At 69.8% G+C, this 25,920-nt stretch carries 23 protein-coding genes and 1 tRNA gene; 18 read left to right on the top strand and 6 right to left on the bottom strand.

Translation table 11 applies throughout. From position 1 onward, the window contains the following. Positions 1-33: 33 nt before the first annotated feature. From FHX45_RS10735 to FHX45_RS10680, 12 genes are all read left to right on the top strand, one after another. Positions 34-1,530: a sugar ABC transporter ATP-binding protein gene (locus FHX45_RS10735; RefSeq protein ID WP_167099536.1), complete on the top strand. Its 1,497-nt coding sequence runs from the start codon at positions 34-36 to the stop codon at positions 1,528-1,530. Then, positions 1,527-2,591, top strand: coding sequence for an ABC transporter permease (locus FHX45_RS10730; protein ID WP_167099533.1), 1,065 nt, complete (start codon positions 1,527-1,529; stop codon positions 2,589-2,591). Before FHX45_RS10735 ends, FHX45_RS10730 begins: the two co-directional genes overlap by 4 nt. Beyond that, positions 2,588-3,583 carry an ABC transporter permease gene (locus tag FHX45_RS10725; protein WP_167099530.1) on the top strand — a complete coding sequence of 332 codons (996 nt, stop codon included), beginning with the start codon at positions 2,588-2,590 and terminating at the stop codon, positions 3,581-3,583. Before FHX45_RS10730 ends, FHX45_RS10725 begins: the two co-directional genes overlap by 4 nt. 45 nt (positions 3,584-3,628) lie before the next feature. Continuing rightward, on the top strand, positions 3,629-4,426 hold the full coding sequence (locus tag FHX45_RS10720) for a glucose 1-dehydrogenase (RefSeq protein WP_167099528.1): 798 nt from the start codon (positions 3,629-3,631) through the stop codon (positions 4,424-4,426). Positions 4,427-4,488: 62 nt separating this feature from the next. Then, the gene (locus tag FHX45_RS10715; protein ID WP_167099526.1) at positions 4,489-5,226 is read left to right on the top strand and encodes a glucose 1-dehydrogenase; all 738 of its coding nucleotides are present in this window, start codon (positions 4,489-4,491) and stop codon (positions 5,224-5,226) included. 114 nt (positions 5,227-5,340) lie between these two features. After that, entirely contained in the window at positions 5,341-6,438 is a 1,098-nt protein-coding gene (locus FHX45_RS10710; RefSeq protein WP_167099509.1) for a zinc-dependent alcohol dehydrogenase, read from the top strand. Continuing rightward, positions 6,435-7,322, top strand: a complete 888-nt coding sequence (locus FHX45_RS10705; protein ID WP_167099506.1) for an NAD(P)-dependent oxidoreductase — start codon at positions 6,435-6,437, stop codon at positions 7,320-7,322. Before FHX45_RS10710 ends, FHX45_RS10705 begins: the two co-directional genes overlap by 4 nt. Positions 7,323-7,369: 47 nt before the next feature. Continuing rightward, positions 7,370-8,341, top strand: coding sequence for a zinc-dependent alcohol dehydrogenase (locus FHX45_RS10700; protein ID WP_167099504.1), 972 nt, complete (start codon positions 7,370-7,372; stop codon positions 8,339-8,341). 10 nt (positions 8,342-8,351) lie between these two features. Continuing rightward, positions 8,352-9,602 carry a M24 family metallopeptidase gene (locus tag FHX45_RS28595; RefSeq protein ID WP_208405878.1) on the top strand — a complete coding sequence of 417 codons (1,251 nt, stop codon included), beginning with the start codon at positions 8,352-8,354 and terminating at the stop codon, positions 9,600-9,602. A gap of 52 nt (positions 9,603-9,654) precedes the next feature. Continuing rightward, entirely contained in the window at positions 9,655-11,115 is a 1,461-nt protein-coding gene (locus FHX45_RS10690) for an NAD-dependent succinate-semialdehyde dehydrogenase (RefSeq protein ID WP_341771422.1), read from the top strand. Continuing rightward, positions 11,112-12,026, top strand: coding sequence for a TIM barrel protein (locus tag FHX45_RS10685; RefSeq protein ID WP_208405877.1), 915 nt, complete (start codon positions 11,112-11,114; stop codon positions 12,024-12,026). Before FHX45_RS10690 ends, FHX45_RS10685 begins: the two co-directional genes overlap by 4 nt. Then, positions 12,026-12,868 carry a mycofactocin-coupled SDR family oxidoreductase gene (locus FHX45_RS10680; protein WP_167099501.1) on the top strand — a complete coding sequence of 281 codons (843 nt, stop codon included), beginning with the start codon at positions 12,026-12,028 and terminating at the stop codon, positions 12,866-12,868. Before FHX45_RS10685 ends, FHX45_RS10680 begins: the two co-directional genes overlap by 1 nt. A gap of 64 nt (positions 12,869-12,932) precedes the next feature. Here the strand turns inward: FHX45_RS10680 and FHX45_RS10675 are convergent, their stop codons facing one another. Both FHX45_RS10675 and FHX45_RS10670 read right to left on the bottom strand, forming a co-directional pair. Beyond that, positions 12,933-13,616 carry an FCD domain-containing protein gene (locus tag FHX45_RS10675; protein ID WP_167099498.1) on the bottom strand — a complete coding sequence of 228 codons (684 nt, stop codon included), beginning with the start codon at positions 13,614-13,616 and terminating at the stop codon, positions 12,933-12,935. Between the two features lie 15 nt (positions 13,617-13,631). Next, the gene (locus tag FHX45_RS10670; RefSeq protein WP_167099495.1) at positions 13,632-14,141 is read right to left on the bottom strand and encodes a VOC family protein; all 510 of its coding nucleotides are present in this window, start codon (positions 14,139-14,141) and stop codon (positions 13,632-13,634) included. Positions 14,142-14,254: 113 nt separating this feature from the next. Here FHX45_RS10670 and FHX45_RS10665 point away from each other — a divergent pair, with 113 nt between their 5' ends. Genes FHX45_RS10665 through FHX45_RS10650 form a run of 4 tightly spaced genes read left to right on the top strand, consistent with a single transcriptional unit; the run spans position 14,255 to position 19,963 of the window. Then, a complete protein-coding gene (locus tag FHX45_RS10665) occupies positions 14,255-16,435 on the top strand; it encodes an alpha-ketoacid dehydrogenase subunit alpha/beta (protein ID WP_167099492.1) in 2,181 nt (726 codons plus the stop codon). 42 nt (positions 16,436-16,477) lie between these two features. Then, positions 16,478-17,764: a dihydrolipoamide acetyltransferase family protein gene (locus tag FHX45_RS10660; protein ID WP_167099489.1), complete on the top strand. Its 1,287-nt coding sequence runs from the start codon at positions 16,478-16,480 to the stop codon at positions 17,762-17,764. Positions 17,765-17,804: 40 nt separating this feature from the next. Further along, positions 17,805-19,172 carry a dihydrolipoyl dehydrogenase gene (gene lpdA / locus FHX45_RS10655; RefSeq protein ID WP_167099486.1) on the top strand — a complete coding sequence of 456 codons (1,368 nt, stop codon included), beginning with the start codon at positions 17,805-17,807 and terminating at the stop codon, positions 19,170-19,172. Between the two features lie 53 nt (positions 19,173-19,225). Then, complete coding sequence (locus tag FHX45_RS10650; protein WP_167099483.1) at positions 19,226-19,963, top strand: lipoate--protein ligase family protein; 738 nt, start codon at positions 19,226-19,228, stop codon at positions 19,961-19,963. A gap of 71 nt (positions 19,964-20,034) precedes the next feature. On the opposite strand, the gene FHX45_RS10645 is transcribed toward FHX45_RS10650, so the two are convergent. From FHX45_RS10645 to FHX45_RS10630, 4 genes are all read right to left on the bottom strand, one after another. After that, positions 20,035-21,135, bottom strand: a complete 1,101-nt coding sequence (locus FHX45_RS10645; protein ID WP_208405876.1) for a substrate-binding domain-containing protein — start codon at positions 21,133-21,135, stop codon at positions 20,035-20,037. Positions 21,136-21,208: 73 nt separating this feature from the next. Beyond that, positions 21,209-22,444, bottom strand: coding sequence for a multiple monosaccharide ABC transporter permease (mmsB, locus tag FHX45_RS10640; protein WP_208405875.1), 1,236 nt, complete (start codon positions 22,442-22,444; stop codon positions 21,209-21,211). Next, a complete protein-coding gene (locus FHX45_RS10635) occupies positions 22,441-23,982 on the bottom strand; it encodes a sugar ABC transporter ATP-binding protein (protein ID WP_167099480.1) in 1,542 nt (513 codons plus the stop codon). The genes mmsB and FHX45_RS10635 overlap by 4 nt, the downstream gene beginning before the upstream one ends. A 45-nt stretch (positions 23,983-24,027) precedes the next feature. After that, on the bottom strand, positions 24,028-24,807 hold the full coding sequence (locus FHX45_RS10630; protein WP_167099477.1) for a glucose 1-dehydrogenase: 780 nt from the start codon (positions 24,805-24,807) through the stop codon (positions 24,028-24,030). A 339-nt stretch (positions 24,808-25,146) separates the two neighbouring features. Between FHX45_RS10630 and FHX45_RS10625 the strand changes: the two genes are divergently transcribed. Beyond that, a tRNA-Met gene (locus tag FHX45_RS10625) sits at positions 25,147-25,223 on the top strand. Between the two features lie 150 nt (positions 25,224-25,373). Continuing rightward, positions 25,374-25,874, top strand: a complete 501-nt coding sequence (locus tag FHX45_RS10620; RefSeq protein ID WP_167099475.1) for a helix-turn-helix transcriptional regulator — start codon at positions 25,374-25,376, stop codon at positions 25,872-25,874. The last annotated feature ends 46 nt before the right edge of the window (positions 25,875-25,920 follow it).

Below are 25,920 nucleotides of genomic sequence, written 5' to 3'. Positions count from 1 at the left end.
AGGAATCCGGTGTCTACAGAGCCCTATCTGCGGATGACAGACATCACCAAGAGTTTCGGCGCGGTGCACGCGCTGAAGGGCGTGCACTTCGAGCTCCGCGCCGGCGAGGTGATGGCGCTGGCCGGTGAGAACGGTGCCGGCAAGAGCACCCTGGTGAAGATGCTGTCCGGCATCCACCGGCCGGACAGCGGTGAGATCCGCATCAACGGCGAGCAGGTCGACATCCACTCGTCCCGCCGCTCCGCCGAGGTCGGCGTCGCGGTCGTCCAGCAGGAACTCAGCGTCGTGCCCACGATGACGGTCGCCGAGAACGTGTTCCTCGGCAACGCGGGCAGCGGGCAGAACTGGAGCGGCCGGCGGCTCGCCGCCCGCGCCAGGGAGCACCTGAAGACGGTCGGCCTGGACTACGTCGACCCGCAGGCCCAGGCCGGCACGCTCTCCGTCGCCGAGCAGCAGCTGGTCGAGGTGGCGCGCATGATCGCTCGCGATGCCCGCATCCTGATCCTCGACGAGCCGACGGCAGCGCTGTCCGACACCGAGATCGAGCGGGTCAAGGCCGTCGTGAAGAGCGTGGCCGCCGAAGGCCGGTCGGTCATCTATGTGACCCACCGGCTCGGTGAGATCTTCGAGCTGGCGCACCGGGTCACCGTGTTCCGCAACGGCGAGAGCAGCCCACCGCTCGAGACAGCCGACCTCGACGTCGACGGCCTGATCACCAAGATGCTCGGCCGCCGCCTGGAGAACATGTTCCCCGATCGAGTTGCCGGGCGTACCTTCGGCGCGACCGTCCTGTCCGTATCGCGGATCGCCGCCGCGGGCCTCGCCGAGCCGATCAGCCTCGAGGTGCGCGCGGGGGAGATCGTCGGTCTCGCCGGCCAGGTGGGCAGCGGTGCCACGCCGCTGCTCGAGGCGATCGCGGGCGCGCGGCACAGCGACAGCGGGAGCGTGACGCTGGCCGGCACGCCGGTGAAACCCAGCAACCAGCACGCCGCCATCCGCGCGGGTATCGCCTACTGCTCCGGCGACCGCAAGCGCGACGGGATGTTCGGCATCCGCCCCGTGTCGGAGAACCTGACCTCGGCCTCACTGGCCAAGGTCACGCCGGGCGGATGGCTCAACCGTTCCCGCGAGCGCCGGATGGGCACCGAGATCGCCCAGGCGTTCAGCTTCGACACCAAGCGCCTCAAGGCACTCGCCTCGACGCTCAGCGGCGGCAACCAGCAGAAGATCGTCCTGGGCAAGTGGCTGGGTATCGAACCCCGGGTGCTGCTCATCGACGAGCCGACCCGGGGAGTGGACGTCGGCGCCCGTGCCGAGATCTACCGGCACCTGCGCAAGCTCGCCGACGAGGGCCTGGCCATCCTCTTCGCCTCCTCCGACGCGCAGGAGGTGCTCGGCCTCGCCGACCGGATCGGCTCGCTGTACCGCGGGCGCCTGGTCGCCTTCCGCGACGCCGAGGACGTCGACTACGCCCAGCTCACTGCAGACATCACGCACCCCGCCGGTGCGCGCGAGGAGGTCGCGTCATGACCGTTCCACACGGCAACGCCCATCTGGCCGAGCCGGACACCGAGCCGGCCCCGGTGCCGCCGGGCCCGCCCGGGGCGCGGTCCTCCCGTACCGCCGGGACCGGTGGCGCCAGGGCGCCGCGCTGGGTGCCGAACAAGCGCACCCTGCCGGTCGTGGTCATCGTCGTCATCGCGGTCGCCGTCCTCGTGGCCGGTGCGCTGGCGACCCCGGCCTTCCTCACCACCGAGAACATCCTGAACATCGTCCGGGCGGCCTCGGTCGTCGGCATCGCCGCGCTCGGCATGACCTTCATCACGATGTCCGGCAACTACTTCTCGATGTCGGTCGAGCAGACGGCGGCGTTCACCGCGGTCAGCTTCGCGATGCTGATGAACACCGGCATCGGCTGGCTCCTCAGCGTGGTGTTCGCCCTGCTCCTGGCCGCCGTCGTCGGCATCGCGCAGGGACTGGTGGTGGCCGCCGGAGCGAACCCGATCATCACCACCCTCGGCGCCGGCGCCGCCCTGTTCGGCCTGGCGTCGGTGATGACCGACCAGAAGCAGGTCAACATCCAGGACAACACGGCCCTGTTCATCGGCACCGGCCGGCCGCTCGGTGTGCCCGTCCAGACCTGGGCGCTGATCCTGCTCACCGTCGTCTTCTCGATCGTGCTGATCCGGACCCGGACCGGACGTCAGATGACGCTCGTCGGCGCCAACCGGCACGCCGCGAAGGCCAGCGGCCTCAACGTCAAGCTCGCGTCGCTGACCGCGTTCACGATCTCCGGCGTCGCCGCCGGGCTCGCGGGCGTGTTCGCGGCCGCGCAGACCAGCCGCGGGATCGTCAACCAGTTCCCCGACTTCAACACCGAGGTGATCGCGGCGGTGCTGGTCGGCGGAACCCTGGTGCAGGGCGGACGCGGGTCGATGTGGCAAACCTGTCTCGGCGCGATCTTCATCGCCATGGTGTCCAACTTGCTGGCGCTTCGCGGTTACAGCTTCGGCGTGCGCATCACCGTCGAAGGTCTCGCCGTCGTCATCGCCGTCAGCACCTACGCACTCGCACGGAGGCGGTCGGCATGACCATCCCCAAGAAGATCGACAGTGACCTCGCCGTCCGGCTCGGCGTCGCGGTCATCGTCTTCGCCTACTTCGCGATCACCTTCCCGGTGTTCTCCTCGACCGGCAACATGTTCACCGTCATGGAGGGGTTCGCCTTCCTCGGTCTCATCGCGCTCGGTGTCGGCCTGACGGTCATGGCCGGCGAACTGGACATGTCGATCGCGTCGGTCGCCGCACTCGGTGGCGTGATCGCCGTCAAGCAGGCCGGGCACGGCATCTACGTCGCCGTCCTGTCCGCACTGGCGGTGGGCCTCGTTCTCGGTGTGGCCCAGGGCATCGCGATCTTCTGGCTGAAGATCAACTCGCTGGTCTTCACCATCGGCACGCTCGTCGCCTTCCGCGGCGTCGCCTACCTGTTGTCGGACTCGAAGACGATCATCGTGCCCGACCTGGACATCGCCGACCTGGTGTCGAAGAAGCTGTACATCTTCTCGCCCTTCAGCATCCTCACCATCGTCGTGCTGGTCCTGACCGGCCTGTTCCTCTCCTACACGCGGTGGGGCAAGGAGATCGGGGCCGTCGGTGGCGGCCGGGTGGAGGCACTCGCCGCCGGGATCCCGCTGTGGCGCCCCCTGCTGATCGCGTTCGGCATGTCCGGGGCGATGGGCGCGCTCGTCGGCGCCATGCTCAGCCTCAAATCCGGCTCCGCCTCGCCGACCGAGTTCGCCGATCTGCTGCTTCCCGGGGTGACCGCCGCGCTCATCGGCGGCGTCAGCCTCCGCGGTGGCCGCGGCACCGTCCTCGGTATCGCGGCCGGCACGCTCACCCTGCGTTTCATCGTCAGCGGGCTGAGCATCGAGGGCAGCGCCGTGTACGTCGCGAACTTCGCGATCGGCGTGCTCGTCCTGGTCGTCCTCGCCGTCGAGCTGATCAAGGACTCCGCCGCCACCAAGCGCTGGTTCGCGCGAACGTTCAAGCGCACCAGCACCTCACCGCTTTCCCGGGCCGGTTGAGCCGCCCGCCAACCCCACGACAACGAGAGTGCGAGGACAACGACAGTGAGCGAGTTTCGCAGCGTCGCAGGCAAGAACGCGATCGTCACCGGGTCGTCCCGGGGGATCGGGGAGGGTATCGCCGAGACCCTGGCCGCGGAGGGGGTGAACGTCCTCCTCGCCGACGTGCGGGAGGAGGTGCACGCCACCGCTGAGCGCATCGCCAAGGAGTACCCGGACGTCAAGGTCGCTTCCCGCGTCGTCGACGTCTCGGTCGAGGAACAGGTCGAGGCCGTCGTCGCCGCCGCCGTCGCGGAGTTCGGACGGCTCGACATCATGGCCAACAACGCCGGCATCCACGTCACCCCGGCCGACGTCGTGGACACCGCGATGAGTGACGTCGACAAGCTGCTCGCCGTCAACTACAAGGGCATCTTCCACGGCTGCAAGCACGCCGGCCGGCAGATGATCGCCCAGGGGCAGGGCGGCAGCATCGTGAACACCGGGTCCTACTTCGGCAAGGTCGGCCACCCGGGCTCCGCCGCCTACGGCGCCAGCAAGAACGCGGTGCACACCCTCACCATGTCGCTCTCCCTCGAACTGGCGAAGCACGGAATCAACGTCAACGCGCTCTGCCCCGGCCTCGCGGCCACGGAGATGCACTGGGCGTTCGTCGAGTCCGACGCGAAGGAACGCGGCATCACCTTCGACGAGATGAAGCAGATCGAGCTCGACACGATCCCGCTCGGCCGCTACGGCTACGGCTCCGACATGGCCGGCGCCATCATGTGGCTCGCCTCGAAGTCCGGTTCCTACGTGACCGGCCAGTGCATCAACGTCAACGGCGGCCTCGATTTCACGTGACCGTCCCGGCCGAGCCCCGCGCATCCCGCCAGTCCCGCTCTGATCCCGAACCGGAGGAATCGATGTCCCGCCTCAACGGCAAGCACGCACTGGTCACCGGCGGCGCACGCGGCATCGGCCGGGCGATCGCCGAACGCTTCATCGCCGAGGGCGCGATCGTCACCATCGCCGACATCCGTGAGCCCGAGGGACAGCGCGCCGCGCAGGACCTCGGGAACGGCGCCCGCTTCAGCCGGATGGATGTCACCGACGCCGACGCCTGGGACCGCGTGGTCGAGGAGGCCTGGGGACGTCAGCCGATCGACGTCCTCGTCAACAACGCCGGCGCGGTGATCAGCTTCGAGCCCCTGCAGAACACCTCGGTGGATCTCTTCCGCCGCGTCGTCGACCTCAACCTCACCAGCTGCTTCCTGGGCATGCGCACCGTCATCCCGCGCATGCTCGAGGCCGGAAGCGGGTCGGTCATCAACGTGTCGTCCATCTCCGGGGTGGTCGGTCACGACGTCGCACCGGCCTACCAGGCGGCCAAGGGCGGCGTCCGCACCCTGACGAAGAACGCGGCCGTCACCTTCGCCACGCGCGGTGTCCGGGTCAACTCGATCCACCCCGGCATCATCGCCACCCCGATGGTGGCCGAGCAGCCCGCCTGGGCGACCGAGGGGTTCGTCGCCGCCACCCCGATGGGCGCCCCCGGCGAGCCCGACGACATCGCGCACGCCGCGGTCTACCTCGCCAGCGAGGAGTCCAAGTTCGTCACCGGCGCCGAGATGTACGTCGACGGAGGTTTCGTCGCCCAGTGACCACTGACACCGTCCGCCGCGGCTGACCGCGGCACCCGTCACCCACCCGCAGCCACCACCGCCGGCGCACCTTGACCCGGCCGCGCGTGCAAACGATTGCAGGAGTACATCGACATGAGAGCCGCCGTCTTCCACGACCGGGACGACATCCGCATCGAGAACGTCCCCGAACCGACCTGCGGACCCCGCGACCTGGTACTGGAGGTGCGGGCGGTCGGCATCTGCGGAACCGACGCGCACGAATACCACAGCGGGCCGCACATGTTCCCCGTCCACGACCAGCACCCGGTCTCCGGCCACATCGGACCGATGATCCCCGGTCACGAGTTCTCCGGTGTCGTCCGCGAGGTGGGCCCGGAGGTCACCGGCTTCGCGGTCGGTGACCTCGTCGTCTCCGGCGCCGGCATCGCCTGTGGCGAGTGCGTCCAGTGCCGCCGCGTGCGCACCAACCTCTGCGAGCGGTACACGACCGTCGGCCTGCAGCGCCACGGCGCGCTCGCCGAATACGTGGCCACCCCGGCGGCGAACTGCCTGCAGGTCGCTCCCTACGGCCTCACCCCGGACGCCGCCGCACTGGCCCAGCCCATGTCGATCGCCGTGCACGCGATGCGCCGCGGGCGGCTGACCGGCGCGGACCACGCCGTGATCGTCGGCGCCGGTGGCATCGGCGCCTTCCTGACCTTCGCGGCGAAGTCGGTCACCGACCACCTGCTGGTGATCGACATCGACGAGCAGCGGCTCAAGATCGCCGACGCGCTGGGCGCCCCGCACGTCCTGCGCACCGGGGATCCGGACGAGGCGCGTGCCGCCGTCGGTGACCTCGGCCTCGACCCGACCGTGGTCTACGAGGTGTCCGGGACCCCGGCCGGGCTGCGGACCGCGCTGTCGATCCTGCCTCGCGGCGGCCGTCTCGTCCTGGTGGGCCTGCAGGGCCGGCCGGTCGAGTGGGACGTCCGGACGCTGAGCCTGATCGAGCACGAGCTCATCGGCACCAACGCGCACGTCTTCGCCACCGACATGCCCACCGCGCTGGAGCTGCTGGCGTCCCGGCCCGACCCGTGGACCGACCTCGCACCGATCGCTCTCTCACTCGACCAGCTCGTCCCGGAAGGTCTGCAACCGCTGGTGGAGCGCCGCAGCACCCGCATCAAGACCCTCATCGACCCGCACGCCACGACAACCCGCGAGACCCGGATGGTGGCCGGAGCATGAGCACCGTAGCGTTCCTCGGCCTCGGCCGAATGGGGCTGCCGATGGCAGCGAACCTCGCGAAGGCCGGTCACCAGCTGTGCGTGTGGAACCGGACCGCCGCCAAGGCCGCCGACTTCGCCCGCGAGAACAACGCGACTGCCGCGGACACGCCCCGCGCCGCGGCCGCCGGCGCCGACTTCGTGATCACCATGCTCGCCGACGACGCCGCCCTTCTCGACGCGCACCGCGGCCCGGACGGCATCCTCGCGGGCCTCCGGCCCGGCGCCATCGCGATCGACATGAGCACCGTCTCGCCCCGCACGGTGCTCGCGCTGCGCGACGAGGTGGCCGCAGCCGGCGCCCACTTCGTGGATGCTCCCGTCTCCGGCAGCACCGCCGCCGCGACCGCGGCCGCACTCACGATCATGGCCGCCGGCGACGAGCACATCGTGGACCGGGCGCGCCCGATCCTGACCGGCATGGGCCGGCTGGTCGTCTACCTGGGGGAGAGCAGCCGGGGCGCGATCATGAAGCTCGCGGTCAACTCCATCGTGCACAGCCTCAACGGTGCGGTCTCGGAGGCGCTCGTGCTCGCCGAGAAGTCCGGCATCCCGCGAACCCAGGCGTACCAGGTGTTCCTCAACAGCGCCGTCGCGGCCCCGTTCGTCCAGTACCGGCAAGCCGCCTACGAACGCCCGGACGAGACGCCGGTCGCGTTCCGGCTGGCCCTGGCCGAGAAGGACCTCCGGCTCGCGCTCGAGGTCGCGGATCACGCCGGTGCGCCGATGCCGCAGGCCGAGACCAACCGGCGGCTGCTGCGGGAGGCCGTGGACGCCGGGTACGCCGACCTGGACGAGTCCGGCCTGGCGGAGTACCTCCGCGGCACGCCCCCGTCCGCCGGCTGACCGAAGCCGGACACCGCACGTCTTCCCACCGGGGAAAGGGGAAACTCATGAAGTCGCTCGTCTACACCGCCCCTGGCGTCGCCGAGGTCCTCGACCGCGACCGACCGGCACCGGGCCCGTCGGAGGTGCTGGTGCAGATGGTCACCGTCGGCATCTGCCACTCCGACTTCGACCTGCTCGCGGGCAACTACGTGCTGCCACTGGAGTTCCCGCTCGTCCCGGGCCACGAGTGGCACGGCCGGGTGGCCGAGATCGGCTCGGCCGTGACCACGTTCGCCGTCGGTGACCGGGTGGTCGGCGAGTGCTCGGTGGCGGCCGACGAGCACTTCGGGTTCACCCACGACGGCGCGCTCGCGGAGTACTTCACCGTGCCCGCCGCCTGGCTGCACCGCATCCCGGACACGATCGATGACACCGTCGCCGCGCTGATCGAGCCGTTCATCGTCGCCTACGGCGCCACCCGGGAGTTCGACGGCGGCGACATCGTGGCGATCCTGGGCGCCGGCCCGATCGGCCTGCTGGCCACGGCGTCGGCGTCCGCGAAGGGCGCCAGGACCATCGTCGTCGAACCCGACGCCGGCCGTCGCGAGCTGGCCAGGACGCTGGGTGCCGAGGACGTCGTGGACCCCCTGGCCGGCGACGCCACCGAGCAGGTGCTCGAGCTGACCGGCGGCCGGGGCGCCACCGGTGTCGTGGAGTGTTCCGGCAACACGGCGGCGCAGGCGAGCGCGCTGACCATGGCCGCCTACCACGCACAGCTCAACTACGTCGGCATCAACGTGGGCGGGATCGCCCAGGCCGAGCTCGGGCTGATCATGGGCAAGGAACTGCGCATCCGTGGCTGCATGGGTTCCTTCGGCACCTCCTGGGACGCCACCATCCGCTTCGTCGAGCGCCTTCCCGTGGACCTCTCCGCGCTGGTGTCGAAGCGGTTCGCGCTCACCGACTCGCTGGCCGCGCTCGAAGCCGCCAAGGACCGCAACAACATCAAGGTCCACATCCACAACCCCGCCGTCTGAAGGATCTCCAGTGACCACGCAAGCACCCCAGCCCCTGCCGGCGCCCGGGCACATGGGCGTCGACTACGAGGAGCGCGTCGACTTCGACCGGCTCCGCCGCTACCGCCTGGACCGCGCGAAAGCCGCGCTGGCGAGCAGCGAGTGCGGTGCGTTCCTGCTCTTCGACTTCTACAACATCCGGTACACCACCCAGACCTGGATCGGTGGCGCCCTGGGCGACAAGATGATCCGGTACGCGTTGCTGGCCCGCGACAAGGACCCGGTCCTGTGGGATTTCGGGTCGGCGGTCAAGCACCACAAGAAGTACTCCCGGTGGGTTCCCGAGGAGAACTACCGCGCCGGGTTCCTCGGCTTCCGAGGCGCCGTCGCACCCTCGGTCGGCCTGATGGCCGAGGCGGTCGCCGAGATCAAGTCGATGCTGGTCGAGGCCGGGGTCGCGGACATGCCGGTGGGGGTGGACATCGTCGAGCCGCCGTTCCTGTTCGAGATGGAACGGCAGGGCCTGCGCGTGGTCGACGCCCAGCAGCTGATGCTGGACGCCCGGTGCATCAAGTCGGCCGACGAGATCATGCTCCTCAACCAGGCCGCCGCGATGGTCGACGGTGTCTACCAGGACATCGTCGAGATGCTCAAGCCCGGCGTGCGGGAGAACCAGATCGTCGCCCACGCGAACAAGCGGCTCTACGAGATGGGATCCGATCAGGTCGAGGCCGTCAACGCGATCTCCGGGGAACGGTGCAACCCGCACCCGCACAACTTCACCGACCGGCTCATCCGGCCCGGCGACCAGGCGTTCTTCGACATCATCCACTCCTACAACGGCTACCGGACCTGCTACTACCGCACCTTCGCGGTCGGCAGCTCCACCCCGGCCCAGCGCGACGCCTACAAGAAGGCCCGGGAGTGGATGGACCGGGGCATCGAGGGCATCCGGGCCGGCGTGGGTACCGACGAGGTAGCGGCCCTGCTGCCCGCGGCCGAGGAGTTCGGCTTCGGCAGCGAGATGGAGGCCTTCGGCCTGCAGTTCGCCCACGGCCTCGGCCTCGGCCTGCACGAGCGGCCCATCATCTCCCGCCTCAACTCGATGAAGGAGCCGGTGGAGCTCCAGGTCGGCATGGTCTTCGCGCTCGAGACCTACTGCCCGGCCACCGACGGCTTCTCCGCCGCCCGGATCGAGGAGGAGATCGTCATCACCGAGGACGGTCCCCAGGTCCTGACCCTGTTCCCCGCCCAGGACCTCGTCGTCACCAACCCGTACTAGGAAGCCCCGGCCGCCCGATCACTCCCGCGCAACACCACAGAAGAGGACAGCTGTGAACGATCTCGACGACATCATCAAGGTGCTCGGACCCATCCCACTGGGGCCCGTCATCGGTGGCAAGCCGGCGGATGGCGACGGCGTCATCGAAGTCACGAACCCCGCAACCGAAGACGTGATCGCGGAGGTGGTGAACGGCACGGTCGCGGACGCCGTCGCCGCCGTGGACGTCGCGCAGGAGGCGATGGGCCGCTGGACGGCCACCAGCCCGCGGTTCCGCAGCGACGTGCTCCGGCGTGCCTTCGACCTGATGACCGAGCGCGCCGAGGCGCTGGCCCGCCTGATCGTGCTGGAGAACGGCAAGTCCCTGCCGGACGCCAGGGCCGAGGTCGCCTACGCGGCCGAGTTCTTCCGCTGGTACTCCGAGGAGGCGGTCCGCCTCTCCGGCGTGGTCGAGCACGCTCCCGCCGGCACCAACAAGATCGTCGTGCTGCGCCAGCCGATCGGGGTGTCGCTGCTGATCACGCCGTGGAACTTCCCCGCCGCCATGGCGACCCGCAAGATCGGCCCGGCCCTCGCCGCCGGCTGTTCGGTCATCCTCAAGCCCGCGTCCGAGACGCCGCTGACCGCGCTGGCGATCGTCGCGATCCTCGCCGAGGCCGGCGTCCCCGACGGTGTGGTCAACATCGTTCCGTCGACGCGGTCCAACGACGTGAGCTCGACGCTGCTGGATCACGACCTGGTCCGCAAGGTCTCCTTCACCGGCTCCACCGAGGTGGGCCGCGTCCTGCTCGGCCACGCGTCGCGGACGGTCGTCTCCGCGTCCATGGAGCTCGGCGGCAACGCACCGTTCCTGGTGCTGCCCGACGCCGACCTCGACGAAGCCGTCGCCGGTGCGCTGGTGGCCAAGCTGCGCAACGGTGGCTCGGCGTGTACCGCCGCGAACCGGTTCATCGTCCACTCCGCCGTCGCCGAGGAGTTCACCCGGCGGTTCGCGGCCGCGGTCGAGCCGCTCGAGGTCGGTCCCGGGCTGGTCGAGAGCACCAAGGTCGGCCCGCTGGTCAACGCGAAGACCCGGGACAAGGTCGCCGAGCTCGTCCAGTCGGCGCTGGACGCCGGGGCGGTACCGGTCGCGGGCGGGTCCGCGCCGGACCGGGTCGGCTACTACTACACGCCAACCGTTCTCGGCGGGGTGCCGCAGGACGCCCACATCCTGTCCCAGGAGATCTTCGGCCCGGTCGCACCCGTGGTCGCCTACGACGACCTCGACGAGGCCGTGGCACTGGCCAACCGCACGGAGTTCGGTCTCGTGTCCTACGTCTACACCCGCGACCTGCGCACCGGGATGCGGGTCGCCGAGCGCCTCGACTCCGGCATGGTCGGGCTGAACCGTCCGGTGGTCTCCGACCCCGCCGCCCCGTTCGGTGGCACGAAGCAGTCGGGTCTCGGTCGCGAGGGCGGCCACGAGGGCATGCTCGAGTTCACCGAGAGCAAGTACGTGGCGGTGGACTGGTGACCACGACCGCACACACATCGGGTCCGCAGCCGGCGATGATCGCCACCTGCTGGACGAGCGCGGGCAACGTCGCGCCCATGGATGCCGACGAGCGCAGCCCGCTGGCGATCGAAGAGCGCGTCCGGGCGGTCGCCGCGGCCGGCTGGGACGGCATCGGCATCGCCCAGGACGATCTGCGTGAAGTGCGGGACACCATCGGGTTCCGCGCGCTGCGTGAGTTGATCGCCGAGGCGGGCATCGCCCAGACCGAGGTCGAGCTCCTGACCGACTGGTGGACCACGGACGCCCGCCGGGCCCGCTCCGACGAGACCCGGCAGCTGCTCCTAGACGCCGCCGAACAGCTCGGTGCCAACCACATCAAGGTCGCGACCACCTACGGTGATCCGGCCGAGGACCTGACGCCGTTCGTGCAGCCGTTGCGCGAGCTGTCCGCGCAGGCGGTCGACCGCGGCACCCGCATCGCCATCGAAGGCATGCCGTTCTCGCTGATCGGCAGCGTCCCGGCCGCGGCCGAGCTGGCCCGCGCGGTCGGGCATCCCGGCTGTGGTGTGATCGTGGACAGCTGGCACGTGTTCCGGGCGGGTACCACCCTGGCCGAGCTCGAAGCCGCACTGACCCCCGACATCCTCTTCGGTGCCGAACTGGACGACGCGGACGCCACGGTGCGGGGCACGCTGTTCGAGGACACCATCCACCACCGCCGGCTGTGCGGCGAAGGGGTCTTCGACCTCGTCGGGCTGGTCGAGACGCTCACCCGCGCCGGCTGGACCGGCGGGTGGGGGGTGGAGATCATCTCGCGCGAGCACCGCGCACTCCCGATCGACGAAGCCCTCACCCGGGCCATCAGCACGGCCCGCCCGATCGTGCAAGCCGGCATCGCCGCCGCACGAGCAGACACCGAGGAGAACTGATGACGTACCACCTCGACGGCAAGGTCGCGTTCGTCACCGGCGGCGGCCGGGGACAGGGCCGCTCACACGCGCTCGCCTTCGCCCGCGCCGGCGCGAAGGTCGCCTTCTGCGACTTCACCGGATCCTTCGACCACACCGCCTACGCGATCAACCGCCCCGGTGACATCGCCGAGACCGAGAAGCTCGTCAACGCCGCGGGCGGCGAGTGCCTCGCGATCGAGGCCGACGTCCGGTCGCTGCCGGAGATGGAGCGGGCCGTCGGCGAGATCGTCGAGCGGTGGGGGCGTCTGGACATCGCCGTCGCCAACGCCGGCATCGACTCCTACACACCCGTCCAGGCCATGACGGCGCAGCAGTGGCAGGACACGATCGACGTCAACCTCACCGGCGTCTTCAACACCATCCGGGCGGTGTCCCCGCAGATGGTCGAGCAGCGCAGCGGGTCCATCGTCGGGATCTCCTCCAGCGTCGGCAAGGTGGGCACCGCCAACAACCCGGCCTACATCGCCTCGAAGTGGGGTGTCATCGGGCTCGTCAAGGCGGCCGCGGTCGACCTCGGCCCGCACTTCGTGCGGGTGAACGCCGTCTGCCCCGGCTACATCAGCACCGAGATGATCAACAACGGCACCCTGCCGCCGATGTTCTTCCCGGACAACCCGGACGCGACCGAGGACGACGTCACGTCGTACGTGAACTGGGCCGTGCACACCATTCCGGCCGGCCGTCTGGACAGCGAAGAGGTGTCCAACGCCGTTCTCTTCCTGTCCTCGGACCAGTCGCGCTACATCAGCGGCTCGACGATCGACGTCAACGCCGGGTGGAGCGCCCGGTTCACCGCCTGACCGCGCGTGGTGCGGTTGCGGTGCCGCCCGCACCGCAACCGCACCACGCGGTCACGCCCGGGCGTCAGGACCGCGCCGTCTCGTGCCCGATCGACGCCAGGAACTCGGGGTTGCGTGCCAGCTCCACCCGGGTGCGCTGGATGTGCAGCGCGAGCACGTTCGACGCGCTGGCGGTGTCGCCGCTGGCGATCGCCTCGATCAGCAGCCGGTGCTCGGTGTTGACCGCCCAGGTGCCGCGATCGCCCATCTGGCGGGCGAATTCGCGCCGGTAGTGCTGGGTGGTGTCCCACAGCCGCTCGACCATGGTCGCCAGGTAGGGAGTCCGGTTGCCGGCGTAGGTCGCCCAGTGCAGTTCGCGGTCGAGCGCCATGAACCGTTCGAGGTCGTCGTTCGTCTCGATCTCCGCCTGGATTTCGCGCATCCGCGCGACCACGGCCGGATCCAGCCGGGGCACGCTGTCCATCAGCAGCAGGGGCTCGATCCGTTCCCGGATCTGGTAGGTGATGGTCAGGTTGTGCAGGTCCATCTGCGTGACCCACGCGCCGGAATTGGCGCGAACCTCGACCAGGCCACGCGACTCCAGGATGCGCAGCGCCTCGCGGACCGGGATCCGGCTGGCGGAGAGCTCCTCGGCCAGCTCGTCCTGCTTGATCCGGGTTCCGGGCGGGAGCTGCCCGGCGAGGATGCGCTCGCGCAGGACCTCGGCGATGCGCTGGCTCGCGACCCGTGCGGCCCCTGTCGCTGTCACGAACACTCCTTCCGGTCAGTCGAAGGCGGAAGGGTTGTGGTCGAAGGCCTTTCCGCCGGGGTAGGAGACCAGCTCGAACTGCATCCCCCACGGGCTGAGAAAGTACACCCAGCGCTGTCCTTCACTCGCGTTCTTGCTCGCGGTCGGCTCACCCATGACCGTCAGGCCGTTCGCGTGCAGGGCCGCCACGGCGGCGTCGAGGTCCTCGACGTAGATCGCGACGTGGTGGCCGCCGATGTCGCTGTTGCGGGGCGGTTCGGTCCGCTGATCGGGTGCCTCGTACTGGAACACCTCGAAGATCGCCTGGCCGCCGAGCCGGTAGAAGTGCAGCCGTCGCATCACCGCCTTCTCGTGCACGCCCAGGTGCACGCTCATCCAGTCGTCGTCGTGCTGGTACGGCCCCAGCCGGTACAGGTACTCGCAGCCCAGGACCTCGGTGAAGAAGGTGTGCGCCTGGTCGAGGTCGGGGACGGTGACGCCGAAGTGGTCGACGCCCCGGACGCCCGGGATTCGCGTGGTGGTCATCGCGCCTCTTCCTTGCAATGGATACATTCCACCCCTTAGGGTAGAGGTATTCCACGGTAGAAGCCAGCGTCAGATCCGATAATGGATCCATTGACGAGATCGGGAGAGGCACCATGACGACGCACACGGACCTGGTCCCCGGCGCACCCTGGGTGGAGCTGTCCACCAGCGCGCGGGACTGGTCGGACGCCGACCCGGACGTGCTTCTGCAGCTGCTCGGGCGCGCGCAGTGGATCCGCTCGTTCGAGGAGTACGTGCTCGAACTCGCCGGGCAGGGCCTCATCCACGGCCCGGCCCACTCCAGCGTGGGCCAGGAGGGCGGCGCCGTCGGCTCGATCCTCCCGCTGCGCTCCGACGACTTCGTCAACGGATCCCACCGCGGCCACCACCAGTTCATCGCCAAGGCGGTCGGCCACGTTCTCCAGCCCAAGCCCGGCGCGCTCCCGGAGATCACGCCCGAGGTGCACGAGGTGTTCCGCCGCACGCTCGCCGAGATCTGCGGTCTCGCCGACGGCTTCTGCCGCGGGCGCGGCGGGTCGATGCACCTGCAGTGGCGCGAAGCGGGCGCGATGGGCACCAACGCCATCGTCGGCGGCGGCGTCCCGCAGGCCGCCGGTTTCGCCTGGAACATGAAACACGCCGGAACGGACGCGGTCTCGGTCACCTACTTCGGCGACGGGGCGGTCAACATCGGTTCGGTCCTGGAGACGTTCAACCTCGCGGCCGCCTGGAAGCTGCCGATCTGCTTCTTCATCGAGAACAACCAGTACGCCGTCTCGACGCCGGTGGCCAAGGCCACCGCGGAGACCCGGCTGTCGGCTCGTGGCCCCGGGTTCGGCATCCCGAGCTGGCGCGTCGACGGCATGGACGCCCTCGCCGTGTACACGGCGATGACCGAAGCGGTCGAGCACATGCGGGCCGGTCACGGCCCGACGATCATCGAGGCCGATCTCTACCGCTACTTCCACCAGAACGGCGCCTTCCCCGGTTCCGCCTTCGGCTACCGCTCCAAGGCCGAGGAGAAGGCGTGGCGGGAGCGCGACGCCATCGACCAGCTGCGTGCCGCCGTGGTCGAGCGGGGCCTGCTCACCGCTGACGCGGTCGACGCGGCGAAAGCCGAGGTGGACGCGGTCATGGCCGGTATCGGTGACGGGCTGCTGGAGCCGGTCGCCGGAGGCAAGCCGGGGCAGCGCCGCATCCGGCCGGAGCTGTGGCCCGACACCAGCTTCGTCGACGTCGGCGTGCGCGGCGACCTCGCCGAGCTGGAGGGACTCCGGTTCGAGGACCAGGACGACTTCACCGGCGAGCTCGGCGAGCGGCGGTTCATCGACGTGGTCAGCGACGTGATGGGCCGGCGGATGGAGACCGACGACCGCATCGTCGTGATGGGCGAGGACGTCGACGGCCTCAAGGGCGGCACCAACGGCGCCACCAAACGCGCCCTCGAACTGTTCCCCGGCCGGGTCCTCGGCACCCCGATCAGTGAAAACGCTTTCGCCGGGCTGGGCGGGGGGATGGCCCTCGACGGCAGGTTCCGGCCGGTCGTGGAGTTCATGTACGCCGACTTCATGTGGGTCGCCGCCGACCAGCTGTTCAACCAGGTCGCCAAGGCCCGCCACATGTTCGGCGGTGAGAGCGCCGTCCCGTTCGTGCTGCGCAGCAAGCTCGCCGCCGGAACCGGCTACGGCTCCCAGCACTCGATGGACCCGGCCGGCATCCTGACCACCGCGCCCGGGCTGCGGGTGGTCGCCCCGTCCACGCCGTTCGACTACGTCGGGCTGATGAACACCGCGCTCGCCTGCGACGACCCGGTGGTCGTGCTCGAGCACGTCGACCTCTACACCACGACGGGTGTCGGCCCGGTCGACGACCTCGACTACCACCTGCCGGTCGGCAAGGCGGCCGTGCGACGGGAGGGCACCGACCTCACGGTCATCTCCTACCTCTCCATGGTGGGGCACTGCCTGGAGGCGCTGGACGAGGTCGGCGAGGTCTCCGCCGATCTGATCGACCTGCGCTGGCTGGACCGCGCTTCCCTGGACTGGGCCACGATCGAGGAGAGCGTGCGGAAGACCAACCGGGTCCTGATCGTCGAGCAGGGAGCGATCGGCACCTCCTACGGCGGCTGGCTGGCCGACGAGATCCAGCGCCGCCTCTTCGACTGGCTGGACGCCCCCGTCGAGCGGGTGACCGGCGGCGAGGCGTCGCCGAGCATCAGCAAGGTGCTCGAGCGCGCCGCGATCGCGAAGACCGACGAGGTCGTCACCGCCCTGCGGCGCATCGCCGCCGAGTGACCCCGCACCAACCGCTACCGATCCAGAGACGAGGACTGTTCCATGGCTGAGCTGTTGCCGGTGCCGGAGGTGGCTGCCGGGGCGACCGAGGTGGTCGTTGCCGAGTGGCTCGTCACGGTGGGGGACGAGTTCGCGGCGGGCGACCTCATCGCCGTCATCGAGACCGAGAAGGCCGTTGTCGAGATGGAGGCGGAGAAGGGCGCGACCCTGCTGCGCACTCTCGTAGCGCCCGGCTCGACCGTCGACGTCGGAGCGCCCATGGCGCTGCTCGGCAGTGCCGACGAGCTCACCACGGACCTCGATGCCGTGCTCGCCGAGCTGGGTGTGACCGCAGCGGGCAGCGCCGAGCCACCCGCCACCGTGCCCGCCACCGAGGCGGCGGCGCCGCCGAGTCCGTCGGCCGGAACCACCGATGGTGCGCGAACCTTCATCAGCCCGATCGCGCGCAAGCTGCTGCGAGAGGCGGGGCTCAGCCCCGACGGCGTCACCGGGACCGGCCCCCACGGCCGCATCCGGCGCCGCGACGTCGAGCACCTCGTCAGCGCCGCGGCCGCAGCGAGCCGGGCCCCAGCCGCACCGACAGCGCCAGCCGCACCGACAGCGCCGTCTGCACCGAGCGCACCGACTGCACCTACTGCCGGGGCCGGGACCGGCTGGACCGACGTCGAGCACACCCGGCTGCGGCGCGCGATCGCCCGGCGGCTCACCCAGAGCAAGCAGGAGATCCCGCACTTCTACGTCAAGCGCACCGCGGTGCTCGACGAGCTGCTCGCGCTCCGTGCCCGGCTCAACGACGCCGCACCCACGAAGATCTCCGTCAACGACTTCCTCATCCGGGCCGTCGCCGTGGCGCACACCCGGGTGCCGGACGCGAACGTGATCTGGACCGACGACGCCCTGCGCCACTTCGACGGCGTGGACATCTCGGTGGCCATCGCCTCCGCGCGGGGCCTGGTCACCCCGGTGCTGCGCGGGGTCGAGAAATCCTCGCTCTCGGCGATCTCCGCGCAGGTCAAGACGTTCGTCGAGCAGGCCGATGCCGGCCGGCTCCAGCAGCAGGACCTCGAGGGCGGCTCGATCAGCATCTCGAATCTCGGCATGTACGGCGTCGAGGAGTTCTCCGCCATCATCAACCCGCCGCAGTCGGCGATCCTCGCCGTCGGTGCCGGCCGCCCCACGCCGGTCGTGGTGGGGGACGAGGTGGCGGTCCGCACGGCCGTGCAGCTCGTGCTGTCGGTCGACCACCGCGCCATTGACGGCGCCCTCGCGGCGCAGTGGATGGACGCCCTCGTCACCGCGATCGAGAACCCGCTGAGCCTGGTCGTCTGACCCGGCCGCGACCCACGACCCCGACAGGCCAGGAGAGATCATGACCCGCGACTTCGACGTCGTCGTCCTCGGCGGCGGCAGCGGTGGCTACGCGACCGCGCTGCGCGCCGCCCAGCTCGGCCGGTCGGTCGCGCTCATCGAGCGCGACCGGCTCGGCGGCACCTGCCTGCACCGCGGCTGTGTGCCGACCAAGGCGCTGCTGCACGCGGCCGAGCTCGCCGACGCCGCGCGCGCCGGTTCCGCGCACGGCGTCCGGACGTCCTTCGAGGGCATCGACATGGCCGGTGTCACCGCGTTCCAGGACGGCGTCGTCGCCCGGCTGTACCGGGGCCTGCAGGGGCTCGTGCAGGCGGGCGGGATCACCCTGGTCCCCGGGGAGGGGAAGCTGGCCGGTCCGACCACAGTGGACGTGGGCGGGGAGCGCTACACCGCCACCGATCTCGTGCTCGCGACCGGTTCCACCGCACGCACCCTGCCCGGTCTGGAGATCGGCGGCCGCGTCATCACCAGCGACGACGCGCTCCGGCTCACCGAGGTCCCCGCCAGCGTCGTCATCATCGGCGGCAGCGTCATCGGCGTCGAGTTCGCGTCCGTGTGGCGGTCCTTCGGCGCCGAGGTCACGATCATCGAGGCACTTCCGTCGCTGGTCCCGCTGGAGGACCCGGCCATCGGCAGGCAGCTCCAGCGCGCGTTCCGCAAGCGTGGCATCGCCTTCCGCACCGGCACCCGCTTCAGCGGCGTCAAGCAGACCGGCGACGGTGTGCTGGTGAGCCTGGAGAACGGCGACACCATCCCCGCCGATCTCGTCCTCGTCGCGGTGGGCCGCGGGCCGGTGTCGGCCGGGCTGGGGTACGAGGAGAACGGCATCGAGCTGGATCGAGGCTGGGTGGTGACCGACGAGCGGCTGCGCACCTCGGTGCCGCACGTGTATGCGGTCGGCGACCTGGTCGCCGGTCTCCAGCTGGCGCACCGGGGCTTCGCGCACGGCATCTTCGTGGCCGAGGAGATCGCCGGACTGAACCCGCCGCCGGTCGAGGACCACACCATCCCGCGCGTCACCTACTGCGAACCCGAAATCGCGTCCGTCGGTCTCACCGAGTCCCAGGCGCGTGAGCGGTTCGGCGAGGTCGAAACCCTCGAGTACGGCCTGACCGGCAACGGCAAGAGCCAGATGCTCGGCACCAGCGGGTTCGTGAAGCTGGTCCGCGAGCCGGACGGCCCGATCGTCGGCGTGCACATGATCGGCGCCCGGATGAGCGAGCAGGTCGGCGAGGCGGCGCTGATGGTCAACTGGGAAGCGCTCCCCGGCGACGTCGCCCGTTTCGTGCACGCCCACCCCACGCAGAACGAAGCGCTCGGCGAAGCCGCTCTCGCGCTGTCCGGGAAGCCCCTGCACGCCCATGGATGAGGCCCCCGGCCCGGTGCGTGTCCTGGCCCTGATCATCTGGTAGGCAGGGTGGTATGCGGTTGCATACCGGCAGGGCCGGTGCTTCGGAGGCCGCGGAGCTCGCTGTCACTTCCGCCCTGCTGCGGCAGGCCGCTGCCGGTGAGGTCCCGGAGACGCTCCGCATCTACCGCCCCGCCGGCCCGGCCGTCGTGTTCGGCCGCCGGGACACGCACCGTCCCGGGTTCCGGGCCGCGGTCGAGTCGGCCGCCGCGGCGGGGTTCGAGACGAGCGTCCGCGGTGTCGGCGGCCGGGCCGTGGCCTACACCGGGAACGCCCTCGTGATCGACCACGTGCGGCAGCAGGTGCCTGCCGCGGCGGGCCTGAACGACCGGTTCGCGCGCTTCGGTGCCCGCTACGCCACCGCTCTCCGCGAGCTGGGTGTCGATGCCCGGGTCGGTCCCGTCCCCGGTGAGTACTGCGCGGGCGAGCACAGCGTCAACGCCCGTTCGGTCGTGAAGCTCGTCGGCACGGCGCAGCGTGTCGTGCGCAACGGGTGGCTGTTCAGCGCGCTGATCGTCATCGACGACGCCGAGCCCCTCCGGCGCGTGCTGAGCGACGTCTACGCCGCTCTCGACCTGCCGTTCGATCCGGGTACCGTCGGCTCGGTCGCGGACGAGGTGCCCGGCTGCGGAGTGGCCGAGGTCGAGCACCGGATCCGGGCCGCGTACGGCGGGGGCTCGCTCCCGGCGACCCCGTTCGAGAGCAGCACCCTCGCGGCCGCGGAACACCAGCTGCCGCGGCACCTCGTGTGACCCTGGGAACGCGCACAAGGTTGTGGGCCGCCGGACGCTTCGCCGACGGCCCACAACCGGATTGCTGACCTTTACCTGAGGCCGATCTGGTCGGCCGTGTAGAAGCCCCGGTCGACCAGGACCGGTTTCACGTCGTCCTTGCGCACCAGGCTCAGGTCGAAGAGCTTGGTCGGCACCTTCGTGGTCCCGTTGTCGTACTCGGTGTCGGCCTTCGGGAAGCCCTTGCCCTCGAGCTTGTCGGCGACGAGGTCGGCGGTGCCCTTGGCCAGTGCCTTGTAGTCCAGGTACACGGTCGAGTACTGCTGGCCCGCGAGGATCGCCTTGACCGAGTCCACCTCGGCGTCGCCACCGGTCAGCAGCGGCCAGCGGTCGCTGCCGGGGCTGAAGCCGGAGCCGGTGAGGGCCGAGATGACGCCGCGGGTGAGACCGTCGTAGGGCACCCAGACGGCGTCGAGCTTGGCGCCGCCGGAGTAGGTCTTGGTGACGATGTTCTCCATGCGCCTCTGGGCGGTTTCCGGGTTCCAGTTCAGCGTGGCGGACTGGTCGAAGGTGGTCTGTCCGGAGAGGACGCGCAGGGTGCCGTTGTCGACGTAGGGCTGGAGGGTCGCCTTGTAGCCTTCCCACATGTCGTAGGCCACCGAGTCGGTCGGGCTGCCGTTGACGATCTCGATGTTGAACGGGCCCTTGTTGCCGGTGTCCTTGCCGTCCTTGTCCTGGATGCCCAGGCGCTGGAGGATGGCGGTGCCGCTGAGCGCGCCGTATTTCTTGTAGTCGAACGTCGTGTAGAAGTCGGCGGCGTCGGTGTTCTGCAGGAGCCGGGTGTAGGCGACCACCGGGATGTTGCTCGCCTTGGCGTCGGCAAGCGGGCCGCTGAGAGCCTTGCCGTCGACCGCGACCACGATGAGGGCCTTGACGCCCTTGGTGACCATGTCCTCGAGCTGGGACACCTGGGTCGGCGCGTCGTCGTTGGCGAATTGGACCGAGGTGTCGTAACCGCGCTCCTTGAGGGTGGCGGTCATCTGGTTGGCTTCGATCTGCCAGCGGGCGTTGGTGGTGCTGGGCATCAGGATGCCGATGGTTCCGCTGCCACCGGAGCCGGACGCGCCCCCGCCACACGCGGCGAGCGCTGCGGTGAGCGCCAGGCCGAGGACGGCCAGAAGGATCTTTTTCACGGGCCTTGTACCTTTCAATCGTTTGCAGCGAGGGCTGCGCGCCGCCCCCGAACGGCAGCGGGTGGAGGCGGGCTCAGACGCTCTGGCGACCGCGCCGCTTCTTGTTCCAGAAGTCGAAGGCGACGACGACGAGAAGAACCAGCCCGAGGACGGCCTGCTGCCACTGGGCACCCAGGCCCATGATCGACATGCCGTTGTTGATCACACCGATGGTGAGGCCACCGATGATGGCTCCGCTGATGGTGCCGATGCCGCCCTGGACGGCGGCGCCGCCGACGAAGGCCGCGGCGATGGCCTCGAGTTCGAACCCGGAGCCGCCTGCGGAGGACGCCAGGTTCAGCCGGGCGGTGAACGCGAGGCCGGCGAGCGCGGCCAGCAAGCCCATGTTCACGAAGAGGAAGAAGACGATCCGCTTCGCGTTGATCCCGCTCAGCTCGGCCGCGCGGCGGTTGCCGCCGACGGCGTAGATGTACCGGCCCAGCGAGGTCCGCTTGGCGATGAGGGTGTACACCGCGGCCAGCACGAGGAGGATGACCAGGACCATCGGGGTACCGCGGTAGCTCGCCAGTGCCCAGCCGAGGGCGAAGACGGCCGCGCTGAGCGCGATCAGACCGAGGGCGAACGGGATCGGGGAACCGACGGGCTCGCCGTGCGACTTCTTCCCCATGCGCCCGCGGACGCGGGTCACGACGATGGCGGCCACGAGGAGCACGGTGAGGATGACGGTCAGCAGGTCGACGCCCTTGCCCGGGTGCGGGTTGCCCAGGTAGCCGGAGCCGAACTTCGTGAAGCCCGCCGGGAACGACCCGATGTTCGTCGGGCCGATGACCATGAGCGTCAGGCCGCGGAAGGTGAGCATCCCGGCCAGGGTGACGATGAAGGACGGGACGCCCACGTAGGCGATCCAGAACCCCTGGAACGCTCCCGCGGCCGCGCCGATGACCAGGGATAGGACGACCGCGAGTCCCCAGTGCACGTGGTGGTTCACCATCAGGACCGCGGACACCGAGCCGACGAATCCGGCCAGGGAGCCGACGGACAGGTCGATGTGCCCGCCGACGATCACCATCACCATGCCGATGGCGAGGATGAGGATGTAGCCGTTCTGGACGATGACGTTGGAGACGTTCTGGTTCCGCACGATGACGCCGTCAGTCGTGAGGGTGAACACCACGATCACCGCGGCCAGGGCCACGAACATGCTGTTGCGTGACAGGGCGGCGACGAGCGGGTTCACGCGCCGGCGCTCCTCGAGGCCCACCAGGGGCGCCGGCGTGCTCTGCTCGTCTTTGGACAGGGTCGCGCTCATCGTGCTTTCTCCAGGGTCATGAGCCGCATCAGGCTTTCCGGGTTTGCGCTTTCGACAGGGAGGTCGCCGGTGATGCGGCCTTCACATACGGCCATGATTCGGTCTGCGATTCCGAGAAGCTCCGGGAGTTCGGAGGAGACGACGAGGATCGCCTTACCGTTGCGGGCCAGCTCGTGGATGATGTTGTAGATCTCGTACTTGGCGCCGACGTCGATCCCGCGGGTCGGCTCGTCGAGGATGAGGACGTCGGGATCGGCGAAGATCCACTTGCTGAGGACGACCTTCTGCTGGTTGCCGCCGCTGAGGTGGCCGGCTTCCGCGAACACCGAGGGGGCCTTGATGTTCATGGAGTCCCGGAAACCCTTGGCCACCCCGATTTCCTTGCGCTCGTCGAGGAGTCCGCGTGTGGTAACCTTGTTCAAGGACGCGAGGGTGATGTTGCGGCGGATGTCGTCGATCATGTTGAGGCCGAGCGCCTTGCGATCCTCGGTCGCGTAGGCCAGGCCGTGGTCGATGGCCTGGCGAACGGTCTTCATCGTGACCTCGCGGCCGTTGACCCACGTTCGGCCGGTGATGTTGCTGCCGAACGCGTGACCGAACAGGCTCATGGCGAGCTCGGTGCGCCCGGATCCGACCAGGCCGCAGACGCCGAGGATCTCGCCGGCCCGTACCTCGAAACTGGCCGAGTCGATGACCTTCCGGGTGGGGTCCACGGTGTCGTACACCGTCCAGTCCTCGACGCGCAGTACGCACGGCCCGAGTTGCTTGGCGGGGCGCTCCGGATAACGGTGCTCCATGTCGCGCCCCACCATCCCGACGATGATGCGGTCCTCGGTGACGTCCGCGGCGTCGAGCGTCTCGACGACCCGGCCGTCCCGGATGACGGTCACCCGGTCGGCGATCTGCTCGATCTCGTTCAGCTTGTGGCTGATGATGACCGACGCGATGCCTTGTCTCTTCAGCTCGACGACCAGGTTCAGCAGGTGCTGGGAGTCCTCGTCGTTCAGTGCTGCGGTCGGCTCGTCGAGGATGAGGAGCTTGACCTCCTTCGACAGCGCCTTGGCGATCTCGACCAGCTGCTGCTTCCCGACGCCGAGTCCGGAGACGGGAGCGCTGACGTCCTCGCGCAGACCCACCCGATCGAGGAGAGCCGCGGCTTCGCGTTTGGTCCTGTTCCAGTCGATCAGGCCGAACCGCCCGCGCAGCTCATTGCCGAGGAAGATGTTCTCGGCGACGGACATGTGCGGGCTCAGCGCCAGCTCCTGGTGGATGATGACGATGCCGTGGCGCTCGCTGTCGCGCAGGTCCTTGAGCTGGAGGAGCTCGCCCTCGAACCAGATCTCGCCGTCGTAGGTCCCGTGCGGGTAGACCCCGCTCAGGACCTTCATCAGGGTGGACTTGCCGGCGCCGTTCTCGCCGCAGAGCGCGTGCACTTCGCCGGGCAGCACGTCGAAGGACACGCCGCCGAGCGCGAGGGCGCTGCCGAACGCTTTGGTGATGCCCCGCATCTCGAGCACGGGCCGTGGTGAGGTGGTCATGGACTGTCCGTTTCCGAAGGCGAGAAGTGGGGCCGGACGTCCTCGTCAGACGAGGATCATGCCGCCGTCGATGGGGATGATCTGGCCGGTGATGTAGTCCGAGTCCGGGCCGGCGAGGAAGATGGCGGTCGGCGCGATGTCGGCGGGCTGGCTCGGCCGGCCGAGGAGGATGTCGGCGGCCATGCCCGCGAACTTGAGCTCCGGCTTGCCGATGTTGTCCAGGGCCTTGTCGAGCTCGACCCACAGCGGGGTGTCGACGACGCCGGGGGCGAACCCGTTCACGGTGATGTCGTGCGGGGCCAGCGCGCGGGCGGCGGACTGGGTCAGGGAGATCACCGCGGCCTTCGACGCGCAGTAGGGGCCGATGGCGGCGTAACCCTGGCGGCCGGCGATGGAGGCCGTGTTGATGATCTTGCCGGGGCTGCCCTGCGCGATGAACTGCTTCGCCGCCTCCTGGGTTCCGACGACGACACCCCAGCCGTTGATGCCCGTGATGAAGTCCCAGTTGTCCTTGTCGATGTCGAGCCAGTTGCGCGGGTCGTTGACGCCGGCGTTGTTGAACATGGCGTCGAGCCGGCCGAACTCCGACACGGCGAGGTCGATCGCGGCGCGCACCTGCTCGCGGTTGGTGACGTCGGCGGCGATGGAGACCGCCTTCCCGCCGTCCTTGACGATGCGCTCGGCGGTCTCCGCGGCCTCCTCGGCCAGGAGGTCCACCACGACGATGTTCGCGCCCTCGGCCGCCATCGCGTGCGCGATACCGGCGCCGATGCCACGGGCGGCTCCGGTCACCACGATGGTGCGATCCGTCAGACGAGCAGTCACTGCGGTCTCCTTGTGTTTCGTCGATGTTGCTTGCAATCGGTTGCAGAACCATAAGCGGGCGTCTGATGGTGCGTCAAGCGTCACAAGAGCCCGTCAACTCAGCGCGCATGCTCCGACGCGCGAGGTGTGCGACAGCGCTTGGCGAGACCGCCTTGCAATCGGTTGCAGGGTCCAGACCCGGACCAGCCGCGGGTCGCGGCGAGGAATGGCCGGTGCGCCGCTCCCGTCCGGCGGCGGCGCTCGGGCACGGTGCGGCCGCACGGTGCCGGAGGCGTCCACTCGGGATCGTCGGGGGTGGCGCGAAGGGGGTGCCCGGGGTGTGTATAGTGGTGTCTACGACGCGGGGTGGAGCAGCTCGGTAGCTCGCTGGGCTCATAACCCAGAGGTCGCAGGTTCAAATCCTGTCCCCGCTACCAGTGGAGAACGGCCCGGTTCATCTGAACCGGGCCGTTTTTCGTGCGCCTGGGCGACCGCCGGTTGCGCCGGACGGGGGAAGGTAATGGCCTTTGTGGACATTGTCCTTGACCACAGTGGACAGATCCGCGGAAGAGTGGCACCGTGGAGGGGTGTCTGAACTCAATGCAACAGCAGCGGCACTGCTCGGCCTGCTCCAGGACGGTCCGGCCACCGGGGGGCAGCTGGTTGCGGCGGCGGAGGAGCGGTTCGGGGCGTTCTTCAGCGTCACCCGCAGCCAGGTCTACCGTGAGCTGCCCGCCCTCGCCCAGGAAGGGCTCGTCCGGCTCGGCAAGCAGGGTCCGCGCTCCAGTCAGCAGTACGTGATCACGGCCGCCGGGAAGAAGGCGTTCAAGGCGTGGCTGGCCTCGGAGGCCGGCCCCGACCACTTCCGCAGCCCGCTGATCCTGCGCCTCGTCCACGCCGGCTCGCTCACCGCCAAGCAGCGCGGCGCCCTGATCGACACGGCGAGGGCTGCCTACCAGGCGGAACTCGACGACGCCAGGGCCGCCGTCAAGGCGGCCGACGACCCCCTCAGCAAGGCGACCGCCGAGTACCGCCAGCAGTGCGTCCGCGGGGCGCTGAAGCTGGTCGACGCGGTCAACGCCCTCTGAGCCCTCTGACCGGCGCCCACGAGGTCCTAGCGGCCGGTTCCCGTAA

Source organism: Amycolatopsis granulosa, assembly GCF_011758745.1.
Lineage (GTDB): Bacteria > Actinomycetota > Actinomycetes > Mycobacteriales > Pseudonocardiaceae > Amycolatopsis_E > Amycolatopsis_E granulosa.
This window is presented reverse-complemented; position numbering and strand designations above follow the sequence as displayed.